Source organism: Acetobacterium wieringae (assembly GCF_023700225.1).
GTDB lineage: Bacteria > Bacillota > Clostridia > Eubacteriales > Eubacteriaceae > Acetobacterium > Acetobacterium wieringae.
In genome coordinates this window covers 1,950,057-1,975,357 of record NZ_CP097897.1, presented here as the reverse complement: position 1 = coordinate 1,975,357, position 25,301 = coordinate 1,950,057, and the positions used below count along the sequence as shown (strand labels likewise).

The following is a 25,301-nucleotide window of genomic DNA, read 5'->3' as shown; positions in this document are numbered from 1 at the left end:
AACGAGAGTGCCATAAAATCCCGGTTAAATTTTGGGTTACGAAACAGTTTGGGTCTGGAGCTGTAAAAAATTCTGGCCCAGGGCTTTTCCGATGTTGGGCAGGCCGAGCTTGGTAAAGAGCGTCATCAGGGCTTCCCAGTAGGGCGGGTAGAGATCCTGGCCCCGGGAGCAAAAGGGTTGCTGGTGATCGAAGCTGATTTTTAGCTCCCAGCTGAAGGCAGTGTCACTGTTTTTGACGTCATTTTGATAGTCGGACCGCCAGTCAAGAACGTACAGCTTAAAAAAATCGGCCAGCAACTGCTGCCACTGTTGGGGGTCGATGTAAATCTCCGGCAGATCCGGGTAGTAACAGAGAAAGGGTCCTTCAATGGTGGCCCCGGTCGGGGTTCGGGTAAAGGTCAGATTCTGGCTGGCAGTACCCTTTTGATTGGTGGTAAGAACAATCTGACGGGTGGTTGCCATAAGGTCACGGTGATCGCCGCCAAATTCAGACTGGCAGTCTACGCAATAAAGCAAGGGCCGGGTCGCCGGGCTGGTGTTGGCGCCGCCGCATTTCGGGCAGATAATTGGGCTCATAAAGGCCTCCTTGGATGTAAAAATTTATATAGTTGAAAATAGTGAACAATGCCGGTGGTTCTAAAAACAATTTTGGATAAAACTTGAGGTTGGCACTTCGCTACCATACCGACCAATTGTTAATCTGTTGTTCGCCACACCAATGCGAAATCCGCTAGCTCCTTTCGCATTGGTCGCGGGCAGTCGCCAACTACAAGCAAGTTTGTGATTGGCTCGTTGCCTTCACGCAAGCTCGGACAGGTCGATGACCTGTTCGCCTTGATGCGTACAACATGATATAACAATTGTCGGTACTAGGTCTGATTATTAAACCAAGTTCCTTTTTTAGCTGCAAAATTGTAGCAAAGCTTACGGCAGTCAAAATCAATAGATGCGGGTGTTGGTGGACACTTCTTCGATGCATTCGCAAAGCCATTCGATGTAGGATTTTTCCCGCTTGATGGCTGACTTTAAGACAATGTAGTCACCGTATTCCGGGCTCTGGATTTTGGAAATGTCTTTGGTGTCAAGCAGCACCGTCATGTTGTGCTTAAGCTTGTGGAGCTTTTCCTGTCGCTGGGTCAGCTGGTAGTGAAAGTGGGCCAGAATTTCGTCGTGGGACAGGGATTCGATAAAATAAGCTTTCAGCCGAAAAATATCCTTGGGGGTGGGCTCCAGCAAATCCTGCTGTAAAACCCAGTTATGAAATTCCTGGCGGCCTTTCTCGGTGATCGAATAGATTTTTTTGCGGAGCTTTTCATCTTCGGGTAAAATTTCGTAGGTGATTAGACCTTCGTCGGTGAGTTTTTTGAGTTCCGGGTAGATTTGGCTATGTCTGGCATACCAGAAATTGACCAGCTCCATATTAAAGACCTTCATTAAATCGTAGCCGGTCATGGTTTCCCGGTTGATTAAGCCGAGGATGGCATATTTTAGTGTTCTCATTGTGTTTAAGCCTTTCGTCAAATAGTTATTGACTTCTATTTTATCCGATTTTAGACTGGAATGCATTTATTTTCTTGGGGAGTTTTCAGATTATCCCCGCGAAAGCAATTTATTTACCTTGACTTGATTAAAAAGAATCATTTACAATAATAGCACCGGGTGTTAATCGAGAAATGCAGTGCTACCGTACCGACCAATTGTTAATCTGTTGTATGCGCACAATTCGTACAGTTGCTATTAAAGATACGGCTAATTATAGGCGTTTCAGCGCAACTGTTCGCCTTGAGGCACAGGGTCTGCCCTTTGGGTACAACATGATCTAACAATTGTCGGTACTGGGTTAGCTTTTTTGACAGTCTGAGAAATTCGCATAGCGATTTCTTATTGTTGTGGAAACTAAACACCAAGCAATCATCGTTCGATGTTTCGAATACACCTGAATCGCTTAAAAAAGGAGAATTTATGAAAAAAATCAATCAAATGGATAGTGTCGTGACGCCGGAGGGCAAAGCACGATACTAGGCCTTTAGCCCTCCAATAGGATGAAATTTATATAGGTAATTGAGAAAGTGCCGTGAGCTTTAGGTCCAGTTTCGCACGAAACAATTTTTACACTGTACGACGTACAGGCTATCGCCTGTTCGCCTACACGTTACAAAATTGTTTGTGGAAACTGAACCCAAAGCAATCATTGTTCGGCGTTTGAAAATTTCTCGCAATTATCTAGATCAATAAAATTTGGAGGAAAAAATGAATAAGATCGATTTGGAAAATTACGGATTGGATCAGCGGTTTTTGCAGGAAGCCAGTTTATATAGCAATTTGTTTGTGGCCCGGGTGACGGAACAGCATCGCGACCTGTATAAGGTAATGGCTGAGGAGGGCGAACTGCTGGCTGAGGTATCGGGGAAGTTTGCCTTTGATGCCGGGGATAATACCAGCTTTCCGGTGGTTGGCGACTGGGTGATGATTGATCGCACCGAGGCAGATTCTGGTCATGCGGTGATCCATCAGGTGTTAAGTCGCAAGTCGCTGTTTGAGCGAAAAGCCGCCGGTACCAGTGGTGGCAGCCAGATTGTGGCGGCTAATTTTGATCTGGTCTTTATTTGCATGTCACTCAACAATGATTTTAATCTGCGGCGGCTGGAGCGTTATTTGTCAATTGCCTGGAACAGCATGGCCCGACCGGTGATTGTTCTGACCAAGGCCGACCTCTGCGATGATTTAGCAGCCCGGCTCAGGGAGATTTCGGCGGTTCGGGTGGGCACCGATGTGGTGGTTTGCTCCAGTGTCGATAACCGTGGTTACGAACAGATTGCCGCTTATCTGGCCCCGTGCAAAACGATTGTCTTTCTGGGTTCGTCCGGGGTTGGCAAATCAACCATTATCAACCATCTGATCGGGGCCGAGGTTCTGGCGACCAAGGGCCTGAGAAGTGATGACAAGGGTCGGCACACCACCACCCATCGGCAGCTGCTGCGACTTCCAGGCGGCGGGGTGGTTATTGATACCCCGGGGATGCGGGAACTCCATCTGGACAGTGCGGACTTGTCCCGGTCCTTTGAGGATATTGAAGGCTTGGCTGCGCAATGCCGCTTTGGGGATTGCAGCCACCTCGGTGAGCCGGGGTGTGCGGTAAAAGCGGCTGTAGAATCCGGCCACCTGTCTGAAAAGCGGCTGGAAAACTATCGCAAGCTGCAAAAGGAATTAGGTTATGAGGGGCTTAATTCCCGGCAGCTGGAGGCTGAAAAGATCAAAAAAATGTTTGGCAGTAAAGGCGAAATGAAACAGCTGATGCGTCATGCCAAGAATAAAAACAAACGCTAAAGAGTGGAGTGATTAGCGGCATGGTGGCAAAGATATGAAGATCCGGCACGCTTTTTCCGGAGTCGATGCCTTGCCGACTTTTCCGACCAATAACAAATAATTAGAACTAAGCGGGTGAATTCGAATTGACATCCAGGAGAGAGGGTTAGATGATTAAAAAAATTGACAATACTGATTTAGAAGTCGCAGTGAATCTGGCCAATCAAGTTTTTCACGAATTCATTGCCGAGGGTTACAGCGAAGAAGGTCGCCAGACCTTTACCAATTATCTGGACTTCAAGCTGGAAGAAATGACCGAGGATCTCGAAAGCGGTCATAAGATTCTCTGGGGTTTTTATGAGGAGGGCCGGATCGTCGGGGTGATTGGTACCCGGGATGAACTTCATATCTCACTGATGTTTGTCGACAAGGACTATCACCACCGGGGCATTGCCCGGGCGCTCTTTGACACGGTACTGGCCGAACTAAAAAGCCAGCACCCGGGAGACCCCTTTGTCCTGACCGTTAATTCGTCCCCCTATGCGGTGGCCGTTTACCACCGCTTTGGCTTTGTGGATATCGCCGGGGAACAGGAAAATAACGGCATCCGCTTTGTACCGATGAAGATGACAATTAATCAACACGAGTAACTGATCCGGTTAGGCAAAATGGCCGCGAAACACTCGCCAGAGAAATAATAAAAAGCGCTTTGATGATACGCATTGAGGATCATCAAAGCGCTTCTTTTGATTTGAAACCACAACTAAAAGAATAATTCTGGAAAAAAGTTTAGCAATTGCTGAAGTATATGTAATTGACAGAATTCCCGACAGATGGTAAGGTTTACAAAATAAGTTAAGTAATCAATATAAGTGGGAAAGAAAAGAATGAAAGAGAGGAAAAAATGAAAAAGAGAACAGCATCTGTTATCAGCATCCTGGCCATCCTAGTGGGCTTGGTAAGCCTTGGTGTCAGTCCCGTTATGGCCGAATCAAATTTGCCAACGACGCAAGCTAGTTCAACGACTGCCGCTATCGAAACAAGTGAAGCCATCGGGATAAGTTACCATACCCATGTCCAGAATATTGGCTGGGAAACACAATGGGCAAAAAACGGTGAAAGTGCCGGTACCGAGGGGTATGGATACCGGCTGGAAGGGATTGAAATTGAACTGACCGGCGATGTCCCGGACGGCGCCGCCATTGAATATCGAACCCACGTCCAGAATGTTGGCTGGGAGAATTTCTGGGCAATCAACGGTTCGACGGCCGGTACCCAGGGTCAGGGTCTACGGTTGGAGGGAATTCAAATCCAATTGATTGATCTGCCAGGCTATTCGGTGGAATACCGAACCCATGTCCAGAATCTCGGTTGGGAAAGCAAATGGGCTAAAAATGGCGAAATCGCCGGAACTCAGGGACAGGGACTACGGCTCGAAGGAATTCAGATCCGGCTGGTAAAGGATGCGGTATCGGTGGTGACCGATTTAACCGGGACGGCGGAAGTTTCGTCAACTGGCGGTGTGGTCAGTCTTTCTGACGGCGCAGCGGTGACGGTTCCGTCCGGGGCCTTAAGCCAAACCAGCAGTTTCCATTTCAGTCGACTTTCCGAAGGGAGTGGCGGGGAATCTTTTTATCAGCTCAATGGGGTTCCCGATGTCTGGCAGGGCAATTTTGAAGTGACCCTGCCGCTAAATACGCTACCGGCAAACACGGGCGATACCTATGTGGCAGTTTATCACAACAGCAGTTTTCAGCCGTCATCGGATAGCGGGGGAACCAACCGCCAGTTGATTAAAGCGGAGGTCGTCAACGGCCAGGCTAAAATTTTGTTACCGGTTATGAATACCGATATTGTCACGACTTTGGGTGATGAAGGCACCATTGAGACGGCGATACCCAATTATGTACTGCTCTTTTACGTCATGCCGGATGTCCGGACTGAAACGGTTGGCGGCTTTAATCTGACCGTTCCGGTATCGGTGGCCAAAGCCAATCCGCAGTTAATTGCGGAAATAAAAACGGCCCTAACCGAGACGGCCGCTTTCATTAAAAGCGAAACCGGGGTAAATCTGCCTTATACTGGGGGGCGGAATCCGTTGCCGGTAGATATATTTGATTTTAATTGTCTGATCGAACGTTATCTTGGCGGTCGCAGTGCCACAGCCTGGGGTTATCTGGAGGTATCCGGTTACACCCGGGCCAGTCAGTTGTCCAATGCCTGGATCAGCATTAACTCCGGTAAATTTAAAGACGCTGATGCGGCCCGGCAAATTCGGGCAACAGTCGCCCATGAGCTTTTCCACTACTACGAGCAATTGTATCTCCCAACTGATGGCCGCAATCAGAGCCTGTTGCAGGAAGCCTCAGCGGTATGGATGGAATTTGAAATGATGAAAAACTATCCTAATTTTTGGCCCAGTGTATTGGATCCGGAAAATGTCGGCTGGTTCGGTAAATATGGCTTACTGCGGGTCAGTAAAACCGCCTGTCATAATCAGGATGCCCACGCCTACGCCACCGCCCTTTATCTCAAATACATGAGTGAGAAGAACGGCACCCAGGCGATGGGTAAGCTCTGGCAAGCGGTTAAAACCGATGATGAGTTGTTTAAGGCACTCAGTGCGGGATTTAATGATATCAACTGGTATAATAACTGGCCGGATTTTGTCAAAAAACTGTTTTCCGGGGACTTGACCAAAGCGATGCCAGATACCACCTGGTCAATCCATACCAATGCGGTGATTGACTCGGGGAAAAGTTATAAGGTCGATGATCCCTACACCCAGATGAAATATCGGTTCAGCTCGGAAGTTTATGCGCTTTCGGCTCAGACGCATATGATTTTTCTGCGGTATAACACCAAAGGATTTGCCCCCAGTGAAAAGGCCAGTTTAAAAATAACCAACGGCAATAGTGCCGACGTGACGGTTTACCTGTTTAAAAAGAAAGACAACGGCGATGCCGAGTTGCTCGCTACTATCGACTCGGATACGCCATATGTGCTGGGCGATCTGCCTAGTGAAGGAATACAAACCCTGAGTCTGATAACGGCGACTAAATGGCAGCCAACTGCAGCGGGGATGAACGAAACTCGCACGGCAATCATTGATGCCGAAATCATTTTTGGTTCTGATACCAGTGCCTATGATGCCCTGGTGGCTTCGTTGCCGACAAATAATGACAGCCAGACCTATACCCGAAACAGCTGGGAAATGTATCAGGTTTATCTGGCTGGCTGTAATCTGAAGCTGACATCAGCTGACAGTCAGACCGCTATTGATGCGGAAGTTATCAAGCTCAAAGAAGCACTAAGCAAGCTGCAAAAAGGTGCCACTGCACCTGACGATTACGATTGTGGCTGGCAACCGGACTATGCCAACCTGATCAAGGAAGATCTGGATAGCAGTCTGGGTAATTATGGATACTACCATTATGATTCCGCCGGTCGGAAACATGGACTCTATCTCCTCTACTATGATCCGGAAATGACCAAGCCAAAATATGCCTGGGCTTATTATGAAAACAAGATTCATGGCATCGCCACCGCCTGGTATGAAAATGGCACCATCGGCGAGCGTATCGAGTATCAGTATGGGATGCAGCATGGTTTGACCAAAACCTGGTGGGAAAATGGTAACCGCTTATATGAAGGCAACTTCGACAATGAAGCTCGGATTGGCACCCATACCTACTGGTATGAAAATGGCTATAAGCGTGAAGAAACCGTCTATCTCAATGACTTGAAAAATGGCAGTTATGCCTACTGGTATGAAAATGGAACACTTCAGGAAAGCGGCACCTACAGCAATGATCAAAAGACCGGGGTTTGGACGCAGTGGCATGACAATGGGGTCAAAAAGGCTGAAGGCAACTATAGCAACAATCAAAAAACCGGAACCTGGACCTACTGGTATTCGGATGGTAGCCTGAGTCGTAGCGAAAATTATTAATTGATTCTGAGAAATGCCTCAAAAAAAGATACGTTGCCAAAAAACATTTGACAAAAGCGGCTAGATCGATTATGCTTTATTTAATTTAATACATCAATAAACCGTTGACGTGGAGATAACGGTGTATCGTGCAGTTACAGAGAGCGGGGAAGGCTGAGAGCCTCGCACAACGCAGAGCATCAAATGGACCACTGAGGGCGCAGTCAAAGGAAATAAAATTTTCCGAGTATTCTGCGACGTGACGCATACGTCAGTTGCGAGGGATATGTTAGTATCCTGCAGAGTGTACAGGGATTTTTCTCTGTAAATGAAGGTGGTACCGCGGGCAGAATTTTTGCGCTCGTCCTTGATTAATTTTTATTAATCAGGGGCGGGCGTTTTTTTATTACTTAAAAAGCGCATAAAATAGCAGAGACAAAACCAATGAACGAAAGGATACGATTATGATTAAACCATCGATGGAAGAGGCCAGAGGGTATTGCGGGGATTATCAGAGCATCCCGATCAGTCTGGAGCTATTTTCAGATATCAAGACACCGATTGAGGTGCTTAAAATTTTAAAAGCTACGGGCAAAATGTGTTATTTGCTGGAAAGTGTCGAGGGCGGCGAAAAATGGGGGCGGTATTCATTTCTCGGTTTTGACCCGACCCTGGCGGTGACCTGTCTGGATGGGGAAGTAGTTGTCAAAAATGGCAAGACAAAGGATACCCTGGCCGATGATCCCCGAACGGTGCTCCGGGAAATTCTGGCGGATTGGAAAAGCCCCAAACTAGATTTTCTGCCGGTCTTTACCGGCGGCTTTGTCGGTTATATTGCCTATGACTTTGTCAAATACACCGAAGCCAATCTGGTGCTGACCAATGAAAATACCGAAAACTTTGATGACCTCAATCTGATGCTCTTTGACAAGGTCATCGCCTATGATCATCTACGCCAGAAAATTGTGGTCATCGTCAATATTAAAACCGACAACTTTGAGAAAAACTATATCGACGGGGTGATTAAGCTCAAGGAAATTGAGGCGCTGATTAAAAACGGCAGCAGCACCGTGCCCTTCCGGGGGCAGGTAACTTCGGAGTACCGCTCACTTTTCACGAAAGACTATTATTGCGAGATGGTTAAAAAAACAAGAGAGCACATTTATCAGGGGGATATTTTTCAGGCGGTGATTTCCAACCGCCTGGAAGCTGATTTTTCCGGCGATCTCTTGTCGGCCTATCGGGTACTGCGGACCATCAATCCCTCGCCCTACATGTTTTATATCGACTTTGAAGGGATGCAGGTAGCCGGGGCGTCACCGGAAACCCTGGTATCGCTTAAAAACGGCCAGTTGTCGACCTTTCCGATTGCTGGTACCTGTCCCCGGGGCGCCACCCCGGCGGAAGATGAAGCTTTGATTGCCGAGCTTCTTAAAGATGAAAAAGAACTCAGTGAACACAACATGCTGGTCGATCTGGGCCGCAACGATCTAGGCAAGGTCAGTGAATTTGGCTCGGTTCAGGTGGAAACCTATCAGGAGGTGGTTCGCTATTCCCACGTCTCCCACATTTCCTCAACCGTTACCGGCACCCTGAAAGCGGGCCTGGATCAGCTGGATGCCCTGGGGGCCGTGCTTCCGGCGGGAACCCTGTCCGGAGCGCCGAAAAAACGGGCGATTGAAATTATCGATGCGTTAGAAGGTCAGAAGCGGGGTGTTTATGGTGGAGCCGTTGGTTATATCGACTTTTCCGGCAACATGGACATGTGCATTGCCATTCGGATGGCGGTTAAAAAGAACGACAGGGTTTATGTCTCCGCCGGGGCCGGCATCGTCGCTGACAGCATCCCCGAAAAAGAGTATAACGAATCACAAAACAAAGCCCGGGCGATGTTTGAAGCCCTGGAACGGGCTCAGGAGGTGGAATAATGATTTTACTGATTGACAATTACGACAGCTTTTCCTATAACCTGTATCAATATGTGGGGATGATCAATCCCGATATCCGGGTGATTAAAAATGATGAACTGAGTCTGGCTGAAATCGCCGCCCTGGCGCCGGATCACATCATCGTCTCACCGGGGCCGGGACGACCCGCTGATGCCGGGATCTGTGAAGAGGTCATCGAGTATTTCAAGGACAAAACCCCGATTCTGGGGGTCTGCCTGGGGCATCAGGCCATCTGCGAGGTCTTCGGTGGTACCGTTACCTATGCCAGCACCCTGATGCATGGGAAACAGAGCACCGTTCACATCGCCAACGGCAGCCCGATTTTTCGGGGGCTACCGCCGATTATTGCCGCCGGTCGCTATCACTCCCTCAGTGCTGAGCGGAGTACCCTGCCGGATGAGCTGCTGATTATCGCCGAGGATGACGAGGGCGAGGTCATGGCGGTGAAACACCGCAGTTATAATGTTTACGGGGTGCAGTTCCATCCCGAATCGATTCTTACCGAGGCCGGTCACCAGATGATTGAGAATTTTTTAAAGATTGGAGGCGAAATATGATTAAGTCAGCCATTTACGATATTGTCAACGGCAAAGACCTGTCTCTGGAGCGGACCCGGGAGGTTATGGATCAGATTATGAACGGGCAGGCTACCAACGCCCAGATCGCCTCGTTTCTGACGGCCATGCGGATGAAGGGGGAAACCATCGATGAGATTACCGCCTGCGCCATGGTCATGCGGGACAAGTGCACCAAGATTTTCCCCAAAACTGATGTGCTGGACATTGTCGGTACCGGCGGCGACGAGGTGTCCACCTTTAATATTTCCACAGTGTCCGCCCTGGTGATTGCCGCTGGTGGGGTGCCGGTGGCCAAACACGGTAACCGCAGTGTCTCCAGCAAATGCGGCTCGGCCGATCTGCTGGAAGCCCTGGGGGTGAACATTGAACTGTCGGCCGAAAAAAGCGCCGTGCTGCTGGACGAACTGGGGATCTGCTTTATGTTTGCCCCCACCTATCACGCCTCGATGAAATACGCCGGACCGGTGCGCAAGGAACTGGGCATCCGGACCATCTTTAATATTCTCGGCCCGCTGGCTAATCCCGCCGGGGCCAATATGCAGCTGCTGGGGGTCTATGACGAAAATCTGGTGGAGCCCCTGGCCAATGTGCTCAACAGGCTTAAGGTCAAGCGGGGGATGGTGGTTCACGGCCACGACGGTCTGGATGAGATTACCCTGACTAACACCACCACCATCTGCGAAATTGCTGATGGTAAGATCAACAGCTTCTTTATCACCCCGGAACAATTGGGTCTGAAGCGCTGTGAATTATCCGATTTGATTGGCGGCGAGAAAGAAGAAAATGCCGCCATTGCCCTGAGCATCCTAAACGGCGAAAAAGGGCCCAAACGGGATGTGGTGGTGCTCAACTCGGCCTTCTGTCTGTATATGTCTCACAACAATATCACCCTCCGGGATTGCGTCAAGATGGCACAGGATCTGATTGACTCCGGCAAGGCCAAGGCCAAGCTGGAGGCCTTTGTCAAGCGCAGCAATGCGCTGGCCATTGAGGTGCTGGCATGATCTTGGATCAGATTGTGGCGGCTACCGCCAAACGGGTGGCGGCGCTTAAAGAAACGACATCACTGGAAAACCTGAAAAGTCAGGTCAAACGGTCGGAAACGCCGTTTGCCTTTGAAAAAGCCCTGGCCAGACGCCGGGATGCCGGGACGATGGCTTTTATCTGCGAAGTGAAAAAAGCCTCGCCATCGAAGGGGGTGATTGCGGTTGATTTCCCATATGTCGAGATCGCCCGGGACTATCAGGCCGCCGGCGCCGATGCCATTTCGGTGCTCACCGAGCCGGACTTTTTTCAGGGGTCTAATGATTATCTGACGGCAATCAAGGCTCAGGTAAGCATCCCGGTGCTGCGCAAGGATTTTATCATCGACCCGATTCAGATTGTTGAAGCCCGCCAGATCGGTGCTGATGCGATTTTACTGATCTGCGCGATTCTGACCACCGAACAGATCCGGGAATACCTTGCCCTGGCCGATGAATTGGGTTTGTCAGCCCTGGTGGAAGCCCATGACGAAGCCGAAGTAGCCCAGGCCCTGGCTGCCGGGGCCCGGGTGATGGGGGTCAATAACCGCAACCTGAAGACTTTTGCGGTGGATTTAAACAACAGCATCCGACTCCGCCAGCTGGTGCCCCCGGAAATTTTGTTTGTGTCGGAAAGTGGGATACAAACCCCGGAAGACATGGTTAAACTGCGGGAAAATGGAACCAATGCGGTGCTGATTGGCGAAACCTTGATGCGAAGTGGGGATAAGCAGGCGGCGCTGGATCAGCTGCGGGGGTAGCGGCTGGCTGTGGTGCGGGCGAGGGTCTGACCCCTTGGTCATCACGGATCGCCTCTACGAATTGATGATAAACGGTGCTGTTTAAATAGTATCCACCAACGTGATGTCTTAGGTTGTAGGGGCGGACAGTGTCCGCCCGCAAGCGTGGATTTTATAATAAAGGTTGATCTTAATAATCAATAACTCTCGGGCGAATGCGATTCGCCCCTACGAACCAATGATCGGCAGCGTTGTTTAATAAATGCACAGATATGATGCATTAGATTGTAGAGGTGGATCGTACCCGCCCGGCACGTGAAATTTATGCTAAACATTTATTATAAAAACAGCTGCGGATGTAATAAAGAACGAGGAGGTTACCATGACAAAAATAAAAATCTGCGGCTTATCCCGCCTGGCAGACATTGCCGCGGTGAACGCCGCCCGGCCGGATTATATTGGCTTTGTCTTTGCCAAAAGTAAGCGCCAGGTCAATTTCGAAACGGCCCGGGCCTTAAAGCAGGCCCTGGACCCCGGCATTGCCGCGGTGGGGGTTTTTGTCAACCATCCGGTGGCCGAGATCAGCGCCCTGGCCGGGGCCGGCATCATTGACCTGATCCAGCTCCATGGCGATGAGGACGAGGCCACCGTCCGGCTGCTGCAGGCCCAAACCGGTTTGCCGGTGATCCGGGCCTTCCGGATCAAGAGCCCGGCCGACATTAAGGAAACTACCGCCGACTACCGCCTCTTTGACACCTACGACCCCAAGCAATACGGCGGTTCCGGAGCCGTCTTCAACTGGGATCTGCTGGCCGGTGTCAGCGGCGACTTTTTTCTGGCCGGGGGCCTCAACAGCAACAACATCGTCGCCGCCATCAACCAGGTGGGCCCCTATTGTATCGATATCAGTAGCGGCGTCGAAACCGATGGGGTCAAAGACCGGGACAAGATTATTGAGATTGTGGAAATGATCAGGACGATTAACCGTTAATAAATGATCCAAATAAAAGCCCTAACCCAGAGCATTATTCCGTAGGAGCGGTCATTGACCGCCCGGAACGTTGATTTAATGCCAAACGTTAATCTAAAAATCAACAGCGTTCGGGCGAATGCGAATCGCCCCTACAAAACGTGATTGACGGCGCTGTTTATAATGCACGGAGACATGATACAAAAAGGAGAAAGAAAATGAGTAAAGGAAAATATGGGATCCACGGGGGTCAGTACACCCCCGAAACCCTGATGAATGCCATAATTGAAGTGGAAAAAGCCTATGAACACTATAAAAATGATCCGGCCTTTCAGGATGAGTTAACCGAGCTGTTAAACGAATACGCCGGTCGCCCTTCGCGGCTGTATTTTGCCAAAAAAATGACTGCCGATCTGGGCGGTGCCAAGATCTATCTCAAGCGGGAAGATTTAAACCATACCGGGTCGCATAAGATCAACAACGTCCTGGGGCAGGCCCTGCTGGCCAAGAAAATGGGAAAAACCCGGCTGATTGCCGAAACCGGGGCTGGTCAGCATGGGGTCGCCACCGCCACCGCTGCGGCACTGATGGGTTTTGAATGCGAGATCTTTATGGGTAAGGAAGACACCGACCGTCAGGCCCTCAACGTTTTCCGGATGCGACTGCTGGGGGCCACGGTACATGTCGTTACCTCCGGCACCATGACCTTAAAGGACGCCGTCAACGAAACCTTCCGGGAATGGACTACCCGGGTGGACGACACCCACTATGTTCTCGGTTCGGTAATGGGACCCCATCCCTTCCCGGAAATGGTTCGGGATTTTCAAAGTGTCATCAGCAAAGAAGCCCGGGAGCAGATTCTTAAAAAAGAAGGTAAACTGCCAGATGCCGTTATCGCCTGTGTCGGCGGTGGCAGCAATGCCATGGGGGCTTTCTACAATTTTATTCCCGATGAATCCGTCCGATTAATCGGCTGTGAAGCCGCCGGTAAAGGGGTGGAAACAGAGGAACACGCAGCCACTATCGCCCGGGGTAGCCTGGGGATCTTCCACGGCATGAAGTCCTATTTCTGTCAGGATGAATACGGCCAGATTGCCCCGGTGTATTCCATCTCCGCCGGTTTGGACTATCCCGGCATTGGCCCGGAACATGCCCATCTTCACGACAGCAAACGGGCCGAGTATGTGCCGATCACCGATGATGAGGCTGTTGCGGCCTTTTTCTACCTGTCCCGGACCGAGGGAATAATTCCGGCCATTGAATCGGCCCATGCCATTGCTTATGCCATGGTGCTGGCGCCGACGATGAGTAAAGACCAGATCATCATCGTCAATGTGTCTGGTCGGGGCGACAAGGATGTGGCAGCGATTGCCCGTTACAAGGGGGAAAATATCTATGAGTAAGCTAAATAATTTAAAAACCAATAAAATATCCCGGATCTTTGCCGATCAGAAAGCCTTTATCGCTTTTCTGACTGCGGGCGATCCCAGTCTCGATAAAACCGAAGAATTTATTCTGGCCATGGCGGATGCCGGGGCCGATCTAATTGAAATCGGGATTCCTTTTTCGGATCCCATCGCCGAAGGGCCGGTGATTGAAGCCGCCAATGAACGGGCTCTGCGGGTCGGTACCACCACTGATAAGATTTTTGCCATGGTTAAACGGATCCGGGCGAAAACCGCCATCCCGCTGGTCTTTTTAACCTATATGAACCCGATTTTTGTATATGGTGGGGAACGCTTTTTTGCCACCTGCGAGGAAGTGGGGATCAATGGGGTGATCATTCCCGATCTGCCCTTTGAGGAAAAGGGTGAGATCCTGGAGCTTGCCGGTAGCCATGGCCTGGATCTGATTACCCTGATTGCCCCGACCTCCCAGGATCGCATTCAGATGCTGGCCAGTGAAGCAACCGGCTTTATCTATCTGGTCTCATCGCTGGGGGTTACCGGGGTCCGCAGCGAGATCAAAACCGATCTGGCCGCCATCATCAGCGATATCCGGGCGGTGACCGAGACGCCGGTGGCAGTAGGCTTTGGGATCGCCACCCCGGAACAGGCGATGACGATTTCTAAGCTTGCCGATGGCGTCATTGTCGGCAGCGCCATTGTCCGCATCATCGCCGAGCACGGCCCCGCCGCCACCCCAGTCCTGAGTGACTACGTTCGTACGATGAAGGCGGCGCTGGTTTAGGGCGTGGTTCAGTGTTTTATCGGAGCGCTTTAATCGTGGTTTGGTTTGACGAAAGCGCTTAAAATTTACAAAAGATTAACACAAATTGGATATTATTTTCCCCAACCATCTTGACGGATCGAATTTTTGCAGATTTAACGTGCTATTTTTCAGGAATCACTCAACATTGGCCAAAATAAATCAGTTGATATCGTTTTTTTTACCTGCCAAATGGGTAGAAACGTGTTATAGTATGGTTTAGAGTACTAATAATGTTTATAGGAGGAAGTCTTATGAAAAAATTTATTAACGATGTCGAAAATGTGGAAAATGAAATGCTGGAAGGTATCGTTCTGGCCCACCCTGAATATGTAGCCCGTCTGGAAGGTTTTGACGTGCTGGTTCGGGCTGACAAAAAAGTCGGCAAGGTCGCTTTAGTCAGCGGTGGTGGCAGCGGCCACGAACCATCTCACGGCGGATTTGTCGGCACGGGGATGCTTGACGGCGCTGTAGCCGGTTCGGTATTCACTTCTCCCACACCTGATCAGGTATTTGAAGCGATCAAAGCGGTTGATGCCGGTGAAGGGGTATTATTAGTTATCAAGAATTACACCGGGGATATTATGAACTTCGAAATGGCCGCTGAACTGGCCGAAGCTGAAGGCATCAAGGTTGCCAACGTGGTTACCAATGATGATGTTGCCGTTGAAGATAGTCTATACACCACTGGCCGTCGGGGCGTGGCCGGTACCGTGTTTGTTCATAAAATTGCCGGTGCCAAAGCTGAAACCGGTGCCAGCCTGGATGACGTTAAAGCCGTGGCCCAAAAGGTTATTGCTAATGTCCGCACCATGGGCGTTGCGTTAAAACCGTGTACCGTACCAGCTGCTGGAAAACCGGGCTTTGAGCTGACCGAAGAAGAAATGGAACTGGGTATCGGGATTCACGGCGAACCGGGAACCGAACGTAAACCGATTCAGACCGCTGACGAAATCGTTGATTACCTGATGGAACGGATCTTAAAAGATATGGCTCCCGCCGCTGGTGACGAAGTGGCCGTGATGATCAATGGTGCTGGCGCAACCCCACCAATGGAACTGTATATCTTAAACCGTCGGGTTCAGCAGATTCTGGCTGACAAAGGCATTAAAGTCTTTAAAACCTTCGTTGGTGATTACATGACTTCCATCGATATGGCTGGGGCTTCCATCACACTGTTAAAACTGGATGCTGAACTTAAAGACCTGTTACTGGCCAAGGCTGATACCATCGGCTTTAAAATGTACTAAAATTTCGCAATACTAATTGGTTAGCACTTCGCTGGCGTACCGACCAATTGTTAATCTGTTGTACGCTGCGGAATCGGACAGGCTACGCCGTGTCCGCTCCGATGCGTACAACATGATGTAACAATTGTCGGTACTTAGTTTGGTTGTTAACATAAAGGCTTTTAGAGAACTAAATGAGAAGAACATAGAAACGAGGAAAATACATGGCAACAAAGGCAGAAGTGCTGGATTTTATCCGGATTTATGCGGATAAGATGGCTGAACATCGACAAGAATTGACCGATTATGACCAGGCCATTGGTGATGGAGATCATGGTATTAACATGAGCCGAGGCTTTAAGGCGGTCATCGAAAAATTACCAACAGTTGAAGAGAAAAATATCGACGATATTTTAAAAGCAGTGGGGATGACCCTGGTATCCACCGTTGGCGGGGCTTCCGGTCCACTTTATGGTACCGCATTTATGAAAGCCGGAGCGGCTGTTAAAGGTAAAGAAGAATTATCCAACGAGGATATTCTGCTGGCTCTGGATGAAGCAGTGGGCGGTATCCAGTTTCGGGGTAAAGCAGTCGAAGGTGAAAAAACCATTCTCGACAGCATGATTCCCGCCATCAACGCCATTAAAGCCAGTCTGGCGGATGGCCAAACCATGGCTGAGGCTCTGGTGGCTGGTGAAACCGCTGCCTGGAACGGGGTCGAGTATACCAAAACAATCATTGCCACCAAAGGCCGGGCCTCTTATCTGGGCGAACGCAGCATCGGCCATCAGGATCCCGGGGCAACCTCGATGGCCTATGCCTTTCAGGCCATCAACGAAGTGGCGCAAAAGGCAGGTAACTAAAAGTGGTTGGAATCGTAGTTGTTTCGCATAGTCAGAAGGTAGCTGAAGGGGCCGTGGAACTGGCCCGGCAAATGGCGCCGGAAGCCCGAATTGCCGCCGCTGGCGGGATGGAAGATGGCAGCATCGGCACCGATGTCTCCAAAATTCTAGCCGCCATCGAGACCGTTGAAGAAGGCGATGGCGTGGTGATTCTGGTGGATCTGGGCAGTGCTGTGATGAGTTCGGAAATGGCCATGGAAATGCTTAGTGACAGCAGCCAGGTCAAGATCATCGATGCTCCGATTGTCGAAGGCACCATCTTTGGTTCAGTGGAAGCATCCATCGGCTCCTCCTTTGAAGAAGTCGTCGAGGTGCTGGCCGGGGCCAAAGCGTATAAAAAATTTTAACCGATCATCGTTCAAAACACCTCGGCTTGCCGGGGTGTTTTTTTGAAGAATTGCCGGTGATTTTACGAAAAATTGATGAAATGTGCGGGGATCTGTGGTATAATACAAAAAAATCATGCGATCATTTTCAGGTGCCGAATCAGGGGGTCTGAGAAAATTGCCGGGAAAGGGGAATCAGGATGGATCCAATAATTATTAACGCCGCTGCGCCACAGGCTGCTGCCAGTTCGCTAGCCAAGAAAGTTGAAACAGTAACCGTTAAGCCCACCGCTGACAGTGTCAACCCCCAGCAGGCCGCCAACGAGGCTAATTCCTACTACAAGTTTGACAGCATGGAGCTGAGCCGTGAATATGTCGGTTACCGGATGAAAAGCGAGAACAGCAACATAAACAGTGATACCGACCAGGAGACTTCCACCATTGATCAGAAGCTCAAGCGCATCCCCGGCGATGACGACGACACCCGCGAGGAGAAAGACGCCCGCCGCCAGGCTGCCAAAGCCGAGCAGACCGAGGACGAGGCCGTTGCCAGCAATCAGTTGGGCAGCTACACCAATTCGGAGCTGAAGGGTCTGGTTTTAGCTGGTAAGATTACCATGGCCACCTATAATGCCGAAATCAAGAATCGCCAGGAGAAAGCGGTTGCAGCGTCATCCCAGGCGGCCGACCTGACGGCATCTGTACTGCCGACCCCGCCATCACCACAGCAGCAAACTCAGCAGCTGCAGAACCTGGCTGCCGGTCAGCTCCGCCGTAAGGGCACTAACAGTATTTTTTAATGCTTGCATTTTTGATGCTTAGATAGACAAGCATAAACCTGAAAAGAAGCACCGGGCCGGATCTCTATCATCCGGTGAACGCTTCTTTTTTTTATGCCTGTTTCCGAAGTGTGATGACTTTTTACTGTTTCATTTTTCGACCATTCGTGGTATATTATTTTTGTTGCGCTATTTTTGTTAGATACCATAAGGATGTGAACCATGAATTTTTCCAATTTAGGGGTAGCCATTCTGCTGACGGTGTTGGCTGGTTTATCCACCGGCATCGGCGGGCTGATTGTGCTGCTTTTTGAAAAAACCAATACCAAACTTTTATCCATCGCTCTGGGGTTTTCGGCCGGGGTGATGATTTATGTCTCCTTTGTGGAGCTGTTTTTTGAGTCCCGGCGGCTACTGATTGCCAATCTGGGTGCGGAGGCCGGGGTCTGGGTCAACGTCATCGCTTTTTTCGGGGGCATGCTGCTGATTGCCATTATCGATAAGCTGGTGCCGTCCTATGAAAATCCCCACGAAACCCACATGCTGGAAGAAACGGCATCCTGTCCGGTGGATGGCAGCCAGAAACTATTGCGGACCGGGATTTTTACGGCAGTAATCATCGCCATCCATAATTTTCCCGAAGGGATGGCCACCTTTGTCTCAACCATCCAGCAGCCTTCCCTGGGTTTGGCCATTGCCATTGCGGTGGCGATTCACAATATTCCCGAGGGGATGTCAGTGGCGATTCCGGTTTTTGTGCCACCGGATCCCGCAAAAAGGCCCTCGGCTGGTCGCTGTTTTCGGGCATGGCCGAGCCAGTCGGGGCGATTGCCGCCTATTTTATTTTGCTGCCCTTTTTTGAATGATACCGTCTTTGGAATTCTCTTTGCCGGGATCGCCGGGATCATGGTCTTTATCTCGCTGGACGAGCTGCTGCCCACCGCCCGGGAATACGGCGAACACCACCTCTCCATCTACGGCCTGATTGCCGGGATGATGATCATGGCCCTGAGTCTGATTGTGCTGATGTAAAAAAAACGCCACATTAAATGGGCGGTTGAGGTTGTTGTAAATCTACCGTACCGACCAATTGTTAATCTGTTGTACGCTGCGGAATCGGACAGGCTTTGCCGTGTCCGCTCCGATGCGGACAACATGATCTAACTATTGTCGGTACTGGGTTTTCTTTTTTGTCAGTTTATACCTTCCAGTGTTGGGAGTTTTTTTTTGGCTATTTTTTGTGGGCTTTTAAGTAGTTGGCGACCCGTTCTTCGGCGTTGGCCTGGATATTGTAGTAATAGAAGGGGTAGTCGTAGCTATGGAAGACGCCTCGGCCAAAGGCGGCGCTGCCGGGAGCGTAGGTGTCCACATCGACGGTGCTGCAGATCAGTACGCCTTTTTCCAGGCTGACCTGTGCATCGGCAAAATTCATTACCTTGACATTGCTGCCGTCGGGATTTTTAGCCACGGTGCCATCGGCATTGATCTGCAGTGAACCGAGGTTGGCACTGGCTGGTGCCAGGGTTTCATCGGTCGTCCAGTTAAGGGGGTTGATGACATGGGCGGTGGGCAGCACCACAAAATCGGTGCCTTCAATGGTGGGGGCCTGGGTGTTGTAGGAAATGATCACCCCGGTATCCCCGGAGCCGGTGGCAAACTTAAGGTTGGGATTATCGGCCAGATAGTCGTCGGTGATGGAATAACCAATAATATAGGCTGCCACCATCTGCTTCTGAGCCTCGGGATGCGCCTTCATGTAGTTCGACAGCAGATAGATCATCACGTTGGAGCCCTGGGAATGGCTGGCCAGAATAAAGGGGCGGCCGTTGTTGTAGTGCTCCATGTAATAGTCAAAGGCGGCGGTGGCATCGGTTAAGGTGGTCCCTTTTAAGACATCCTGCTGTTCGTCGTAGGACATGTTGGCGGTGGCGGATGGATCGAACTGCCGGTAATAGGGGGCATAGATATTGGCCGATGTTTCAAAGGCGGTGGCCTGACGGGCATAAGCCAGATTGGCATTGGTGATCATGACCGGGTCATCGACGGTGCTGACAATCGGGGCATCGGCATTGGCTCTGGCCCAGGCGGTGGGGTAGAGATAGAAGACATCGACATCCTTGTCAAGGGCGGTGGGTAGGGCAAGCCAGTGGGCGCTGTCACTATAGTCGGTGGGCACAATGGCATCCGACGTTTCGGTCTGGGGAGCTTTGTCCTGGGCAGCGGTGCAACCGCAAAGAATCAGGGCCAGCAGAGAAACCATCAGGGAAATCCATTTTCTTCTTTTCATGAGGTGCTCCTTCAATAAAATTAGGTTATTTGATCTCGGGGCGGGTAAGGCATGAATCGGCTGGTTTAAAGGCCTGCAATTGGGCCTTTATCAGACAGCTCTTGTGATACTTCCAGTATAACAGAATCTGCCGGATTGGGACAGTGGCTTTGGGTCTGATTGACAGAAAGAATTAAAAAATACGCCATTTAAAAAGAAATCTACGCCTTTTTGAGAATCGACTCTGTGATATGATTAAACCATTAATGGATTCGATGTAAAAAAATAAAATGGAGAAAAGAAAATGAAGAAGAAATTAGTATACTGGTGTGTCTGCTGGGCACTGATTTTTCTGGCGGTGCCGCTGTCAGCTACAGCGACGGAACTGCCGGTAGGGGTTGCCTACCGGGGGCATATTCAGGATCGGGGGGACTATCCGCGTGACGGCAGTTGGGTGGACAGCCCTGAAATCATTGGAACCACTGGTCAGAGCAAGCGGATTGAGGGGTTTGAAATCAAACTCAATGAGGATCTGCCCATGGAGATGTCGATCCGCTATAATGTCCATGTTCAGAACAGGGGCTGGCTCTATGACGAGAATGACCCGACGGACTGGCCTCGGGATGGTGTCTATGCCGGAACCCGGGGCGAAAGCTTGCGGATTGAAGCGGTTAAAATTGTGCTGACTGACAGCGCCGGAAAACCGGTGCCGGGGTACAGTGTCCAGTATCGGGGCCATGTTCAGAACCTTGGCGATCAGCCACAGGCGGCCGATATCTGGCTGGCTGATGGCGCTCAGCTGGGTACCGTGGGGAGCTCCCTGCGGCTGGAAGCGCTGCTGGTGCGGGTGGTTAAGAATAATGCCGACTTGACGGCTTACAATGCCCTGGTGGCAAAGGTAGATAAGCTCAACGAAGCCGATTTTACGGCCCCGTCCTGGACAGCTCTGCAAATGGCATTAAAAGAGCATGCGGTTACGGCCGACCGGACACAAGCAGAGGTGGATGCAGCCGTAGCAATGATCCAGGCGGCTTATGAGGGGCTTACGAAGAAAACCGGACCGACAGTCTATGACAAAGCGGGTACCTATGGCCCGGCTTCCGGCTCCCAGACCATTGATGGCGATGTGAGGATCGCAGCTGATGGGGTGATCCTGCAGAATCTGACCATCACCGGGGATATGTTAATCAGTGAGGCCGTCGGAAATGGCACCGTAACCCTGAACAATGTGACGGTGGATGGAGACACTCTTGTTCGGGGCGGCGGAGCCAACAGTATTCATATTAATGGCGGCCGTTACAGCCGCATTGTAATGGAGAAAACCGCCAGCGGTGCGGTGCGGATTGTGGCCACGGGCGTGGATGGTCTGGATGTGATCATTGCTGAAGATGCCAGTGGCGAGACGATTATTTTAGAAGGTGCCTTTGACAGCGTGGAGATTAACGCCCCCAACATGACCGTCACCACCCAGGGCAATACCACCACCATCGGTAAGATGACGGTAGGGGAAACCGGTGGCAGCAGCACCGTGACTCTGAATCCCGGGACCACGGTCAGTGAACTGGTGCTTGATGGCAAAGCTGCCATCAAAGGCCAGGGCAATGTGGTTAAAGCCGAAGTCAAGGCCGATGGTGCGGTGTTTGATAAGAAACCGGCCAGCTACACGGTGGCGCCGGGGGTGGTGATTCCGCCGGTGTTTCCGACGCCCAGTGATGGCGGTGGGGGCTATAACTCGCCAGCACCGGTGGCCGTGACTGGGGTCAGCCTGGATCAGGCGAACCTTTCGTTGGGGGTATCCAGAACGGCACAGCTAAACGCCACGGTGTTACCAAACAATGCTGCCAATAAAACAGTAACCTGGACATCCAGTGATGATACCATTGCCACCGTGGATGCCACCGGGAAGGTCACCGGAAAGAAAGAAGGGCAGGCCGCCATCACGGTTAAGACCGATGACGGCAACAAAACCGCCAGCTGCAAGGTAACCGTGACGACCAGCTTTGAGGTGACTCAAATCGCTGACGGAACCGCTGTGATCACCGGGATGAACGGCAGTAGCAAGGTTATCCTTATTCCCGAAACCATTGACGGGGTAACCGTTTCGGGGATCGGTGACCAGGCTTTTTATAATAGCGACATGACCAGTGTGACAATCCCCCGAACCGTTAAAACAATCGGTTCTATGGCATTTTATGATTGTCTTGATCTGACAACCGTGACCTTTGCGGCGGATTCAAGCCTTACCGCTATTGGTGCCGCTGCCTTTGTCGGTATTGGGGCGATGAACCTGACCTTACCGGCAAGCCTTAACACCATTGGTGATCGGGCTTTCTTAGGTTGCTCGTTGCTTGAGTCCATTTCGATTTCCGGCGGGGTCACCGCTATTCCTCTGGAGGCCTTTTCCGAGTGTCGTGCTTTAACAACAGTGACCTTACCATCGGGGCTAACCGCCATCGGGATGGGTGCCTTTAACAATTGTACCAAGTTGACAACGGTCACCATCCCTAAAGGGGTCAATACGATTAGCAGTGGCGCCTTTGGGTATGAAGGGGGCAAAGAACCGAGCAGTCGCAGCTATACCTTCCGGGGCAATGCGCCGACCACACTGGGGGCCGGAGCGATCCCGACAACACCAAAACCGACGATCTGCTATTATGCAAATTGCTCCGGGTTTAATGCCGGCGATTGGAGTGGGTGTACTAAGGAATTTATTTTAACAACTCCGATCCAGACCGGCCTGGAAATAGCAAATTCTGGCAGCCCATCCGTTACGGTTAACTGGAACACCGTCGCTGGCGCCACTGATTATGAGGTTTTATACGGTGATACCTCGGGTAGTTATCCAACAACGGCGATCATAACTGCTGATCTGACGGCAACAATCACCGGTTTGGACAGTACCAAGACCTACTATTTTGTGATCAAAGCCAGGGATGCTGACGGCGAATCACTGTTGTCCAATGAGATGACGGCGGATATGAGTGTGGCTGTCATCGACCCGGCGAATATCGATGCAAATGGCGTGATCACTGCCTATACCGGCCCCGGCGGGGCGGTGGTGATTCCGGAAAAAGTCGGCGGTAAAACCATCACCGGGATTGGCGATAATGCCTTTAAAGGCCAAACCAACGTGACGGCAGTAACGATTCCCCAAACGGTGACCAGTATTGGGGTGAGCGCCTTTGAAGGCTGCAACAAGATGACGACACTGAGCTTTACGGGCAGCCCGACGCTGGTGTCCATTGGCGACAAAGCCTTTCAGGGCTGTAAGATACTGGAAAGTGTCAGTCTCCCCAGCAGTGTTAAGACGATTGGTGCATATGGATTTTTGCAGTGTTTCGCCCTGAAAGATTTAAATTTGGGGAGCGTTGAGACCATTGGCGAAAAGGCCTTTAGTCAATGTAATAGTTTAGCAAGTCTGACGATTCCCAATTCGGTTAAAGTGATTAATAGCAGTGTTTTTGCAGACTGTACTGGCTTAAAAACAGTGATCTTTTTAGGGGGCGAAAATGCGCAGACTCTCAATGGCTGGGTCTTTTCGGGATGTACGGCCCTGGAGTCTGTGACCTTTGCGGCTGACTCTAAAGCGGTCTTTAATGCATGGGGGCTGTTCAACGGCTGCAGCAAGCTAAACAACGTGACCCTGCCGCCAGGATTGACTAAGATTCCCGGCTATACCTTTCAAGCCTGTACCGCCCTGACCAGTCTGAGGATTCCCGAAACGGTCACCACCATTGAGGTGAGTGCCTTTAGCGGCTGTCCAGCTAATCTGGTGCTGCGTTTTGATGGCAATGCCCCGGGCTCGGTTGACAGCACAGCCTTTCCTGACGGGACGACCTTTGCATACTGGGAAGATAAAACCGGCTTTACGGGCGCCCCCTGGACAAATAGTAAGTATCATTTAGTGCTGCGCAATATCAGCCTGAACCAGACCGATGTGACCATCAATACGGCCAGCTTCAGTTTTGATGCTCAGGATGAAGCGACTGAGGTGAAACTGCAGAAGAAGATCCACACAGATAGCGCCTGGACCGACGCAACAACTGAAGCGCTTACCAGCGCCTCAACGACCGCCATCGCCACCGGGCTAACCCCCGGCACCAGCTACGATTTCCGGCTGCTGGTCACCGGCGGTGATAATGACGGGCCATCACGGGTGGTCAATCTGAACACCCTAGTGGCGGTGACTGAGATCACTCTGGATAAAACGACCCTGGATCTGAGTCAAAACAGCAGCGACACCTTAACGGCGACCGTGACACCGGATAATGCAATTAACAAAAACCTCAATTGGACAACCAGCGATGCTAACATTGCCACGGTTGATGGTAACGGTCTGGTGATGGCGAAAAAGCCTGGAACTGCGGAAATTACCGCCACCGCCGCCGATGGCGGAGGTGCTTACGCTTCCTGTACGGTAACGGTGCTGCCTTATTCATTCACGGTAACCGACGGAAAGGTGACCATTACCGGATACCTGGGGAGTGCAGCTACTGTTTCGATCCCCGAGACGATAGGCGGGAAACCGGTGGTGGCCATTGGTAAACAGGCATTTTACTTTAATCAAACCCTGACCGAAGTGACCATCCCCGCGAGTGTTACCAGTATTGGGGAAGCGGCTTTTCATATGTGTCATAATTTGACAACCGTTGATTTTTCACCCGGTTCACAGTTAATCAGCATTGATTTAGATGGTTTTTCCGAATGCCCACTAACCAGCCTGATGCTGCCGAGTCAGTTGCAAATCATCAGTAATTACAGCTTCTATCATAACCACCTAAGTGGCAGTCTGACGATTCCGGCGACGGTAACCTATATCGGTGATAATGCCTTTGAAGGAAAAATGAATGGGGCAACCCATCTGTCAAGCCTGGAAACCCTGACCATTCAGAGCACCGGAGGCGTTAATATTCGGCCGTCAGCCTTTAAATTCCAGCCTCTGACCACCATCACCTTACCAGACGGGGTGTCGATTGGTGGGGATCCCGCAACCATGGGCACCAATGGCACCGGGTTTCTGGCAGCATATCTAGCTGGCGGTGCTGGCATCTATCAGTATGATTCAGGATCAGCGGCTTGGTCTAAATAGTATTCT

At 50.7% G+C, this 25,301-nt stretch carries 19 protein-coding genes; 16 read left to right on the top strand and 3 right to left on the bottom strand.

Annotated elements, in window-relative coordinates; all coding sequences use genetic code 11:
* Positions 1-36: 36 nt before the first annotated feature.
* Together CHL1_RS09640 and CHL1_RS09635 are read right to left on the bottom strand one after the other, a co-directional pair.
* Entirely contained in the window at positions 37-576 is a 540-nt protein-coding gene (locus tag CHL1_RS09640; protein ID WP_228883649.1) for a hypothetical protein, read from the bottom strand.
* A 363-nt stretch (positions 577-939) separates the two neighbouring features.
* The gene (locus CHL1_RS09635; RefSeq protein ID WP_070369909.1) at positions 940-1,500 is read right to left on the bottom strand and encodes a PadR family transcriptional regulator; all 561 of its coding nucleotides are present in this window, start codon (positions 1,498-1,500) and stop codon (positions 940-942) included.
* Between the two features lie 750 nt (positions 1,501-2,250).
* Between CHL1_RS09635 and rsgA the strand changes: the two genes are divergently transcribed.
* From rsgA to zupT, 15 genes are all read left to right on the top strand, one after another.
* Complete coding sequence (gene rsgA, locus CHL1_RS09630) at positions 2,251-3,327, top strand: ribosome small subunit-dependent GTPase A (protein WP_250932589.1); 1,077 nt, start codon at positions 2,251-2,253, stop codon at positions 3,325-3,327.
* Positions 3,328-3,476: 149 nt separating this feature from the next.
* Positions 3,477-3,956 carry a GNAT family N-acetyltransferase gene (locus CHL1_RS09625; protein ID WP_250932587.1) on the top strand — a complete coding sequence of 160 codons (480 nt, stop codon included), beginning with the start codon at positions 3,477-3,479 and terminating at the stop codon, positions 3,954-3,956.
* A 254-nt stretch (positions 3,957-4,210) separates the two neighbouring features.
* A complete protein-coding gene (locus CHL1_RS09620) occupies positions 4,211-7,258 on the top strand; it encodes a hypothetical protein (RefSeq protein WP_250932585.1) in 3,048 nt (1,015 codons plus the stop codon).
* Positions 7,259-7,701: 443 nt separating this feature from the next.
* Positions 7,702-9,165 (top strand): anthranilate synthase component I, encoded by a 1,464-nt coding sequence (trpE, locus tag CHL1_RS09615; RefSeq protein WP_250932583.1) that lies wholly within the window; start codon positions 7,702-7,704, stop codon positions 9,163-9,165.
* Complete coding sequence (locus CHL1_RS09610) at positions 9,165-9,743, top strand: anthranilate synthase component II (protein ID WP_070369869.1); 579 nt, start codon at positions 9,165-9,167, stop codon at positions 9,741-9,743. Before trpE ends, CHL1_RS09610 begins: the two co-directional genes overlap by 1 nt.
* Complete coding sequence (gene trpD / locus CHL1_RS09605; RefSeq protein ID WP_250932581.1) at positions 9,740-10,768, top strand: anthranilate phosphoribosyltransferase; 1,029 nt, start codon at positions 9,740-9,742, stop codon at positions 10,766-10,768. The genes CHL1_RS09610 and trpD overlap by 4 nt, the downstream gene beginning before the upstream one ends.
* Positions 10,765-11,547: an indole-3-glycerol phosphate synthase TrpC gene (gene trpC / locus CHL1_RS09600; RefSeq protein ID WP_250932580.1), complete on the top strand. Its 783-nt coding sequence runs from the start codon at positions 10,765-10,767 to the stop codon at positions 11,545-11,547. The genes trpD and trpC overlap by 4 nt, the downstream gene beginning before the upstream one ends.
* A gap of 361 nt (positions 11,548-11,908) precedes the next feature.
* Positions 11,909-12,517: a phosphoribosylanthranilate isomerase gene (locus CHL1_RS09595; RefSeq protein WP_250932578.1), complete on the top strand. Its 609-nt coding sequence runs from the start codon at positions 11,909-11,911 to the stop codon at positions 12,515-12,517.
* Positions 12,518-12,714: 197 nt separating this feature from the next.
* Complete coding sequence (trpB, locus tag CHL1_RS09590; RefSeq protein ID WP_250932576.1) at positions 12,715-13,899, top strand: tryptophan synthase subunit beta; 1,185 nt, start codon at positions 12,715-12,717, stop codon at positions 13,897-13,899.
* Entirely contained in the window at positions 13,892-14,686 is a 795-nt protein-coding gene (gene trpA, locus CHL1_RS09585; protein ID WP_250932574.1) for a tryptophan synthase subunit alpha, read from the top strand. The genes trpB and trpA overlap by 8 nt, the downstream gene beginning before the upstream one ends.
* Before the next feature lie 272 nt (positions 14,687-14,958).
* Positions 14,959-15,954: a dihydroxyacetone kinase subunit DhaK gene (dhaK, locus tag CHL1_RS09580; RefSeq protein WP_148636550.1), complete on the top strand. Its 996-nt coding sequence runs from the start codon at positions 14,959-14,961 to the stop codon at positions 15,952-15,954.
* Between the two features lie 203 nt (positions 15,955-16,157).
* Positions 16,158-16,796 (top strand): dihydroxyacetone kinase subunit DhaL, encoded by a 639-nt coding sequence (gene dhaL / locus CHL1_RS09575; RefSeq protein WP_148636551.1) that lies wholly within the window; start codon positions 16,158-16,160, stop codon positions 16,794-16,796.
* 2 nt (positions 16,797-16,798) lie between these two features.
* The gene (gene dhaM, locus CHL1_RS09570; protein ID WP_070369877.1) at positions 16,799-17,182 is read left to right on the top strand and encodes a dihydroxyacetone kinase phosphoryl donor subunit DhaM; all 384 of its coding nucleotides are present in this window, start codon (positions 16,799-16,801) and stop codon (positions 17,180-17,182) included.
* A 179-nt stretch (positions 17,183-17,361) separates the two neighbouring features.
* Complete coding sequence (locus tag CHL1_RS09565; protein ID WP_070369878.1) at positions 17,362-17,961, top strand: hypothetical protein; 600 nt, start codon at positions 17,362-17,364, stop codon at positions 17,959-17,961.
* 201 nt (positions 17,962-18,162) lie between these two features.
* The gene (gene zupT / locus CHL1_RS09560) at positions 18,163-18,972 is read left to right on the top strand and encodes a zinc transporter ZupT (protein ID WP_250932573.1); all 810 of its coding nucleotides are present in this window, start codon (positions 18,163-18,165) and stop codon (positions 18,970-18,972) included.
* 199 nt (positions 18,973-19,171) lie between these two features.
* On the opposite strand, the gene CHL1_RS09555 is transcribed toward zupT, so the two are convergent.
* Entirely contained in the window at positions 19,172-20,227 is a 1,056-nt protein-coding gene (locus CHL1_RS09555) for a DUF3089 domain-containing protein (protein WP_250932571.1), read from the bottom strand.
* 283 nt (positions 20,228-20,510) lie between these two features.
* Here CHL1_RS09555 and CHL1_RS09550 point away from each other — a divergent pair, with 283 nt between their 5' ends.
* Entirely contained in the window at positions 20,511-25,295 is a 4,785-nt protein-coding gene (locus tag CHL1_RS09550; protein ID WP_250932569.1) for a leucine-rich repeat protein, read from the top strand.
* The last annotated feature ends 6 nt before the right edge of the window (positions 25,296-25,301 follow it).

Bases quoted from the DNA above. Each gene is read 5' to 3' on its own strand.
- trpB (WP_250932576.1), top strand. From the start codon at position 12,715: ATGAGTAAAGGAAAATATGGGATCCACGGGGGTCAGTACACCCCCGAA.
- CHL1_RS09565 (WP_070369878.1), top strand. From the start codon at position 17,362: ATGGATCCAATAATTATTAACGCCGCTGCGCCACAGGCTGCTGCCAGT.
- zupT (WP_250932573.1), top strand. From the start codon at position 18,163: ATGAATTTTTCCAATTTAGGGGTAGCCATTCTGCTGACGGTGTTGGCT.
- CHL1_RS09550 (WP_250932569.1), top strand. From the start codon at position 20,511: ATGAAGAAGAAATTAGTATACTGGTGTGTCTGCTGGGCACTGATTTTT.
- trpC (WP_250932580.1), top strand. From the start codon at position 10,765: ATGATCTTGGATCAGATTGTGGCGGCTACCGCCAAACGGGTGGCGGCG.
- dhaL (WP_148636551.1), top strand. From the start codon at position 16,158: ATGGCAACAAAGGCAGAAGTGCTGGATTTTATCCGGATTTATGCGGAT.
- CHL1_RS09625 (WP_250932587.1), top strand. From the start codon at position 3,477: ATGATTAAAAAAATTGACAATACTGATTTAGAAGTCGCAGTGAATCTG.
- rsgA (WP_250932589.1), top strand. From the start codon at position 2,251: ATGAATAAGATCGATTTGGAAAATTACGGATTGGATCAGCGGTTTTTG.
- CHL1_RS09595 (WP_250932578.1), top strand. From the start codon at position 11,909: ATGACAAAAATAAAAATCTGCGGCTTATCCCGCCTGGCAGACATTGCC.
- CHL1_RS09640 (WP_228883649.1), bottom strand. From the start codon at position 576: ATGAGCCCAATTATCTGCCCGAAATGCGGCGGCGCCAACACCAGCCCG.
- dhaK (WP_148636550.1), top strand. From the start codon at position 14,959: ATGAAAAAATTTATTAACGATGTCGAAAATGTGGAAAATGAAATGCTG.
- CHL1_RS09610 (WP_070369869.1), top strand. From the start codon at position 9,165: ATGATTTTACTGATTGACAATTACGACAGCTTTTCCTATAACCTGTAT.
- CHL1_RS09620 (WP_250932585.1), top strand. From the start codon at position 4,211: ATGAAAAAGAGAACAGCATCTGTTATCAGCATCCTGGCCATCCTAGTG.
- trpA (WP_250932574.1), top strand. From the start codon at position 13,892: ATGAGTAAGCTAAATAATTTAAAAACCAATAAAATATCCCGGATCTTT.
- trpD (WP_250932581.1), top strand. From the start codon at position 9,740: ATGATTAAGTCAGCCATTTACGATATTGTCAACGGCAAAGACCTGTCT.
- CHL1_RS09635 (WP_070369909.1), bottom strand. From the start codon at position 1,500: ATGAGAACACTAAAATATGCCATCCTCGGCTTAATCAACCGGGAAACC.
- trpE (WP_250932583.1), top strand. From the start codon at position 7,702: ATGATTAAACCATCGATGGAAGAGGCCAGAGGGTATTGCGGGGATTAT.
- CHL1_RS09555 (WP_250932571.1), bottom strand. From the start codon at position 20,227: ATGAAAAGAAGAAAATGGATTTCCCTGATGGTTTCTCTGCTGGCCCTG.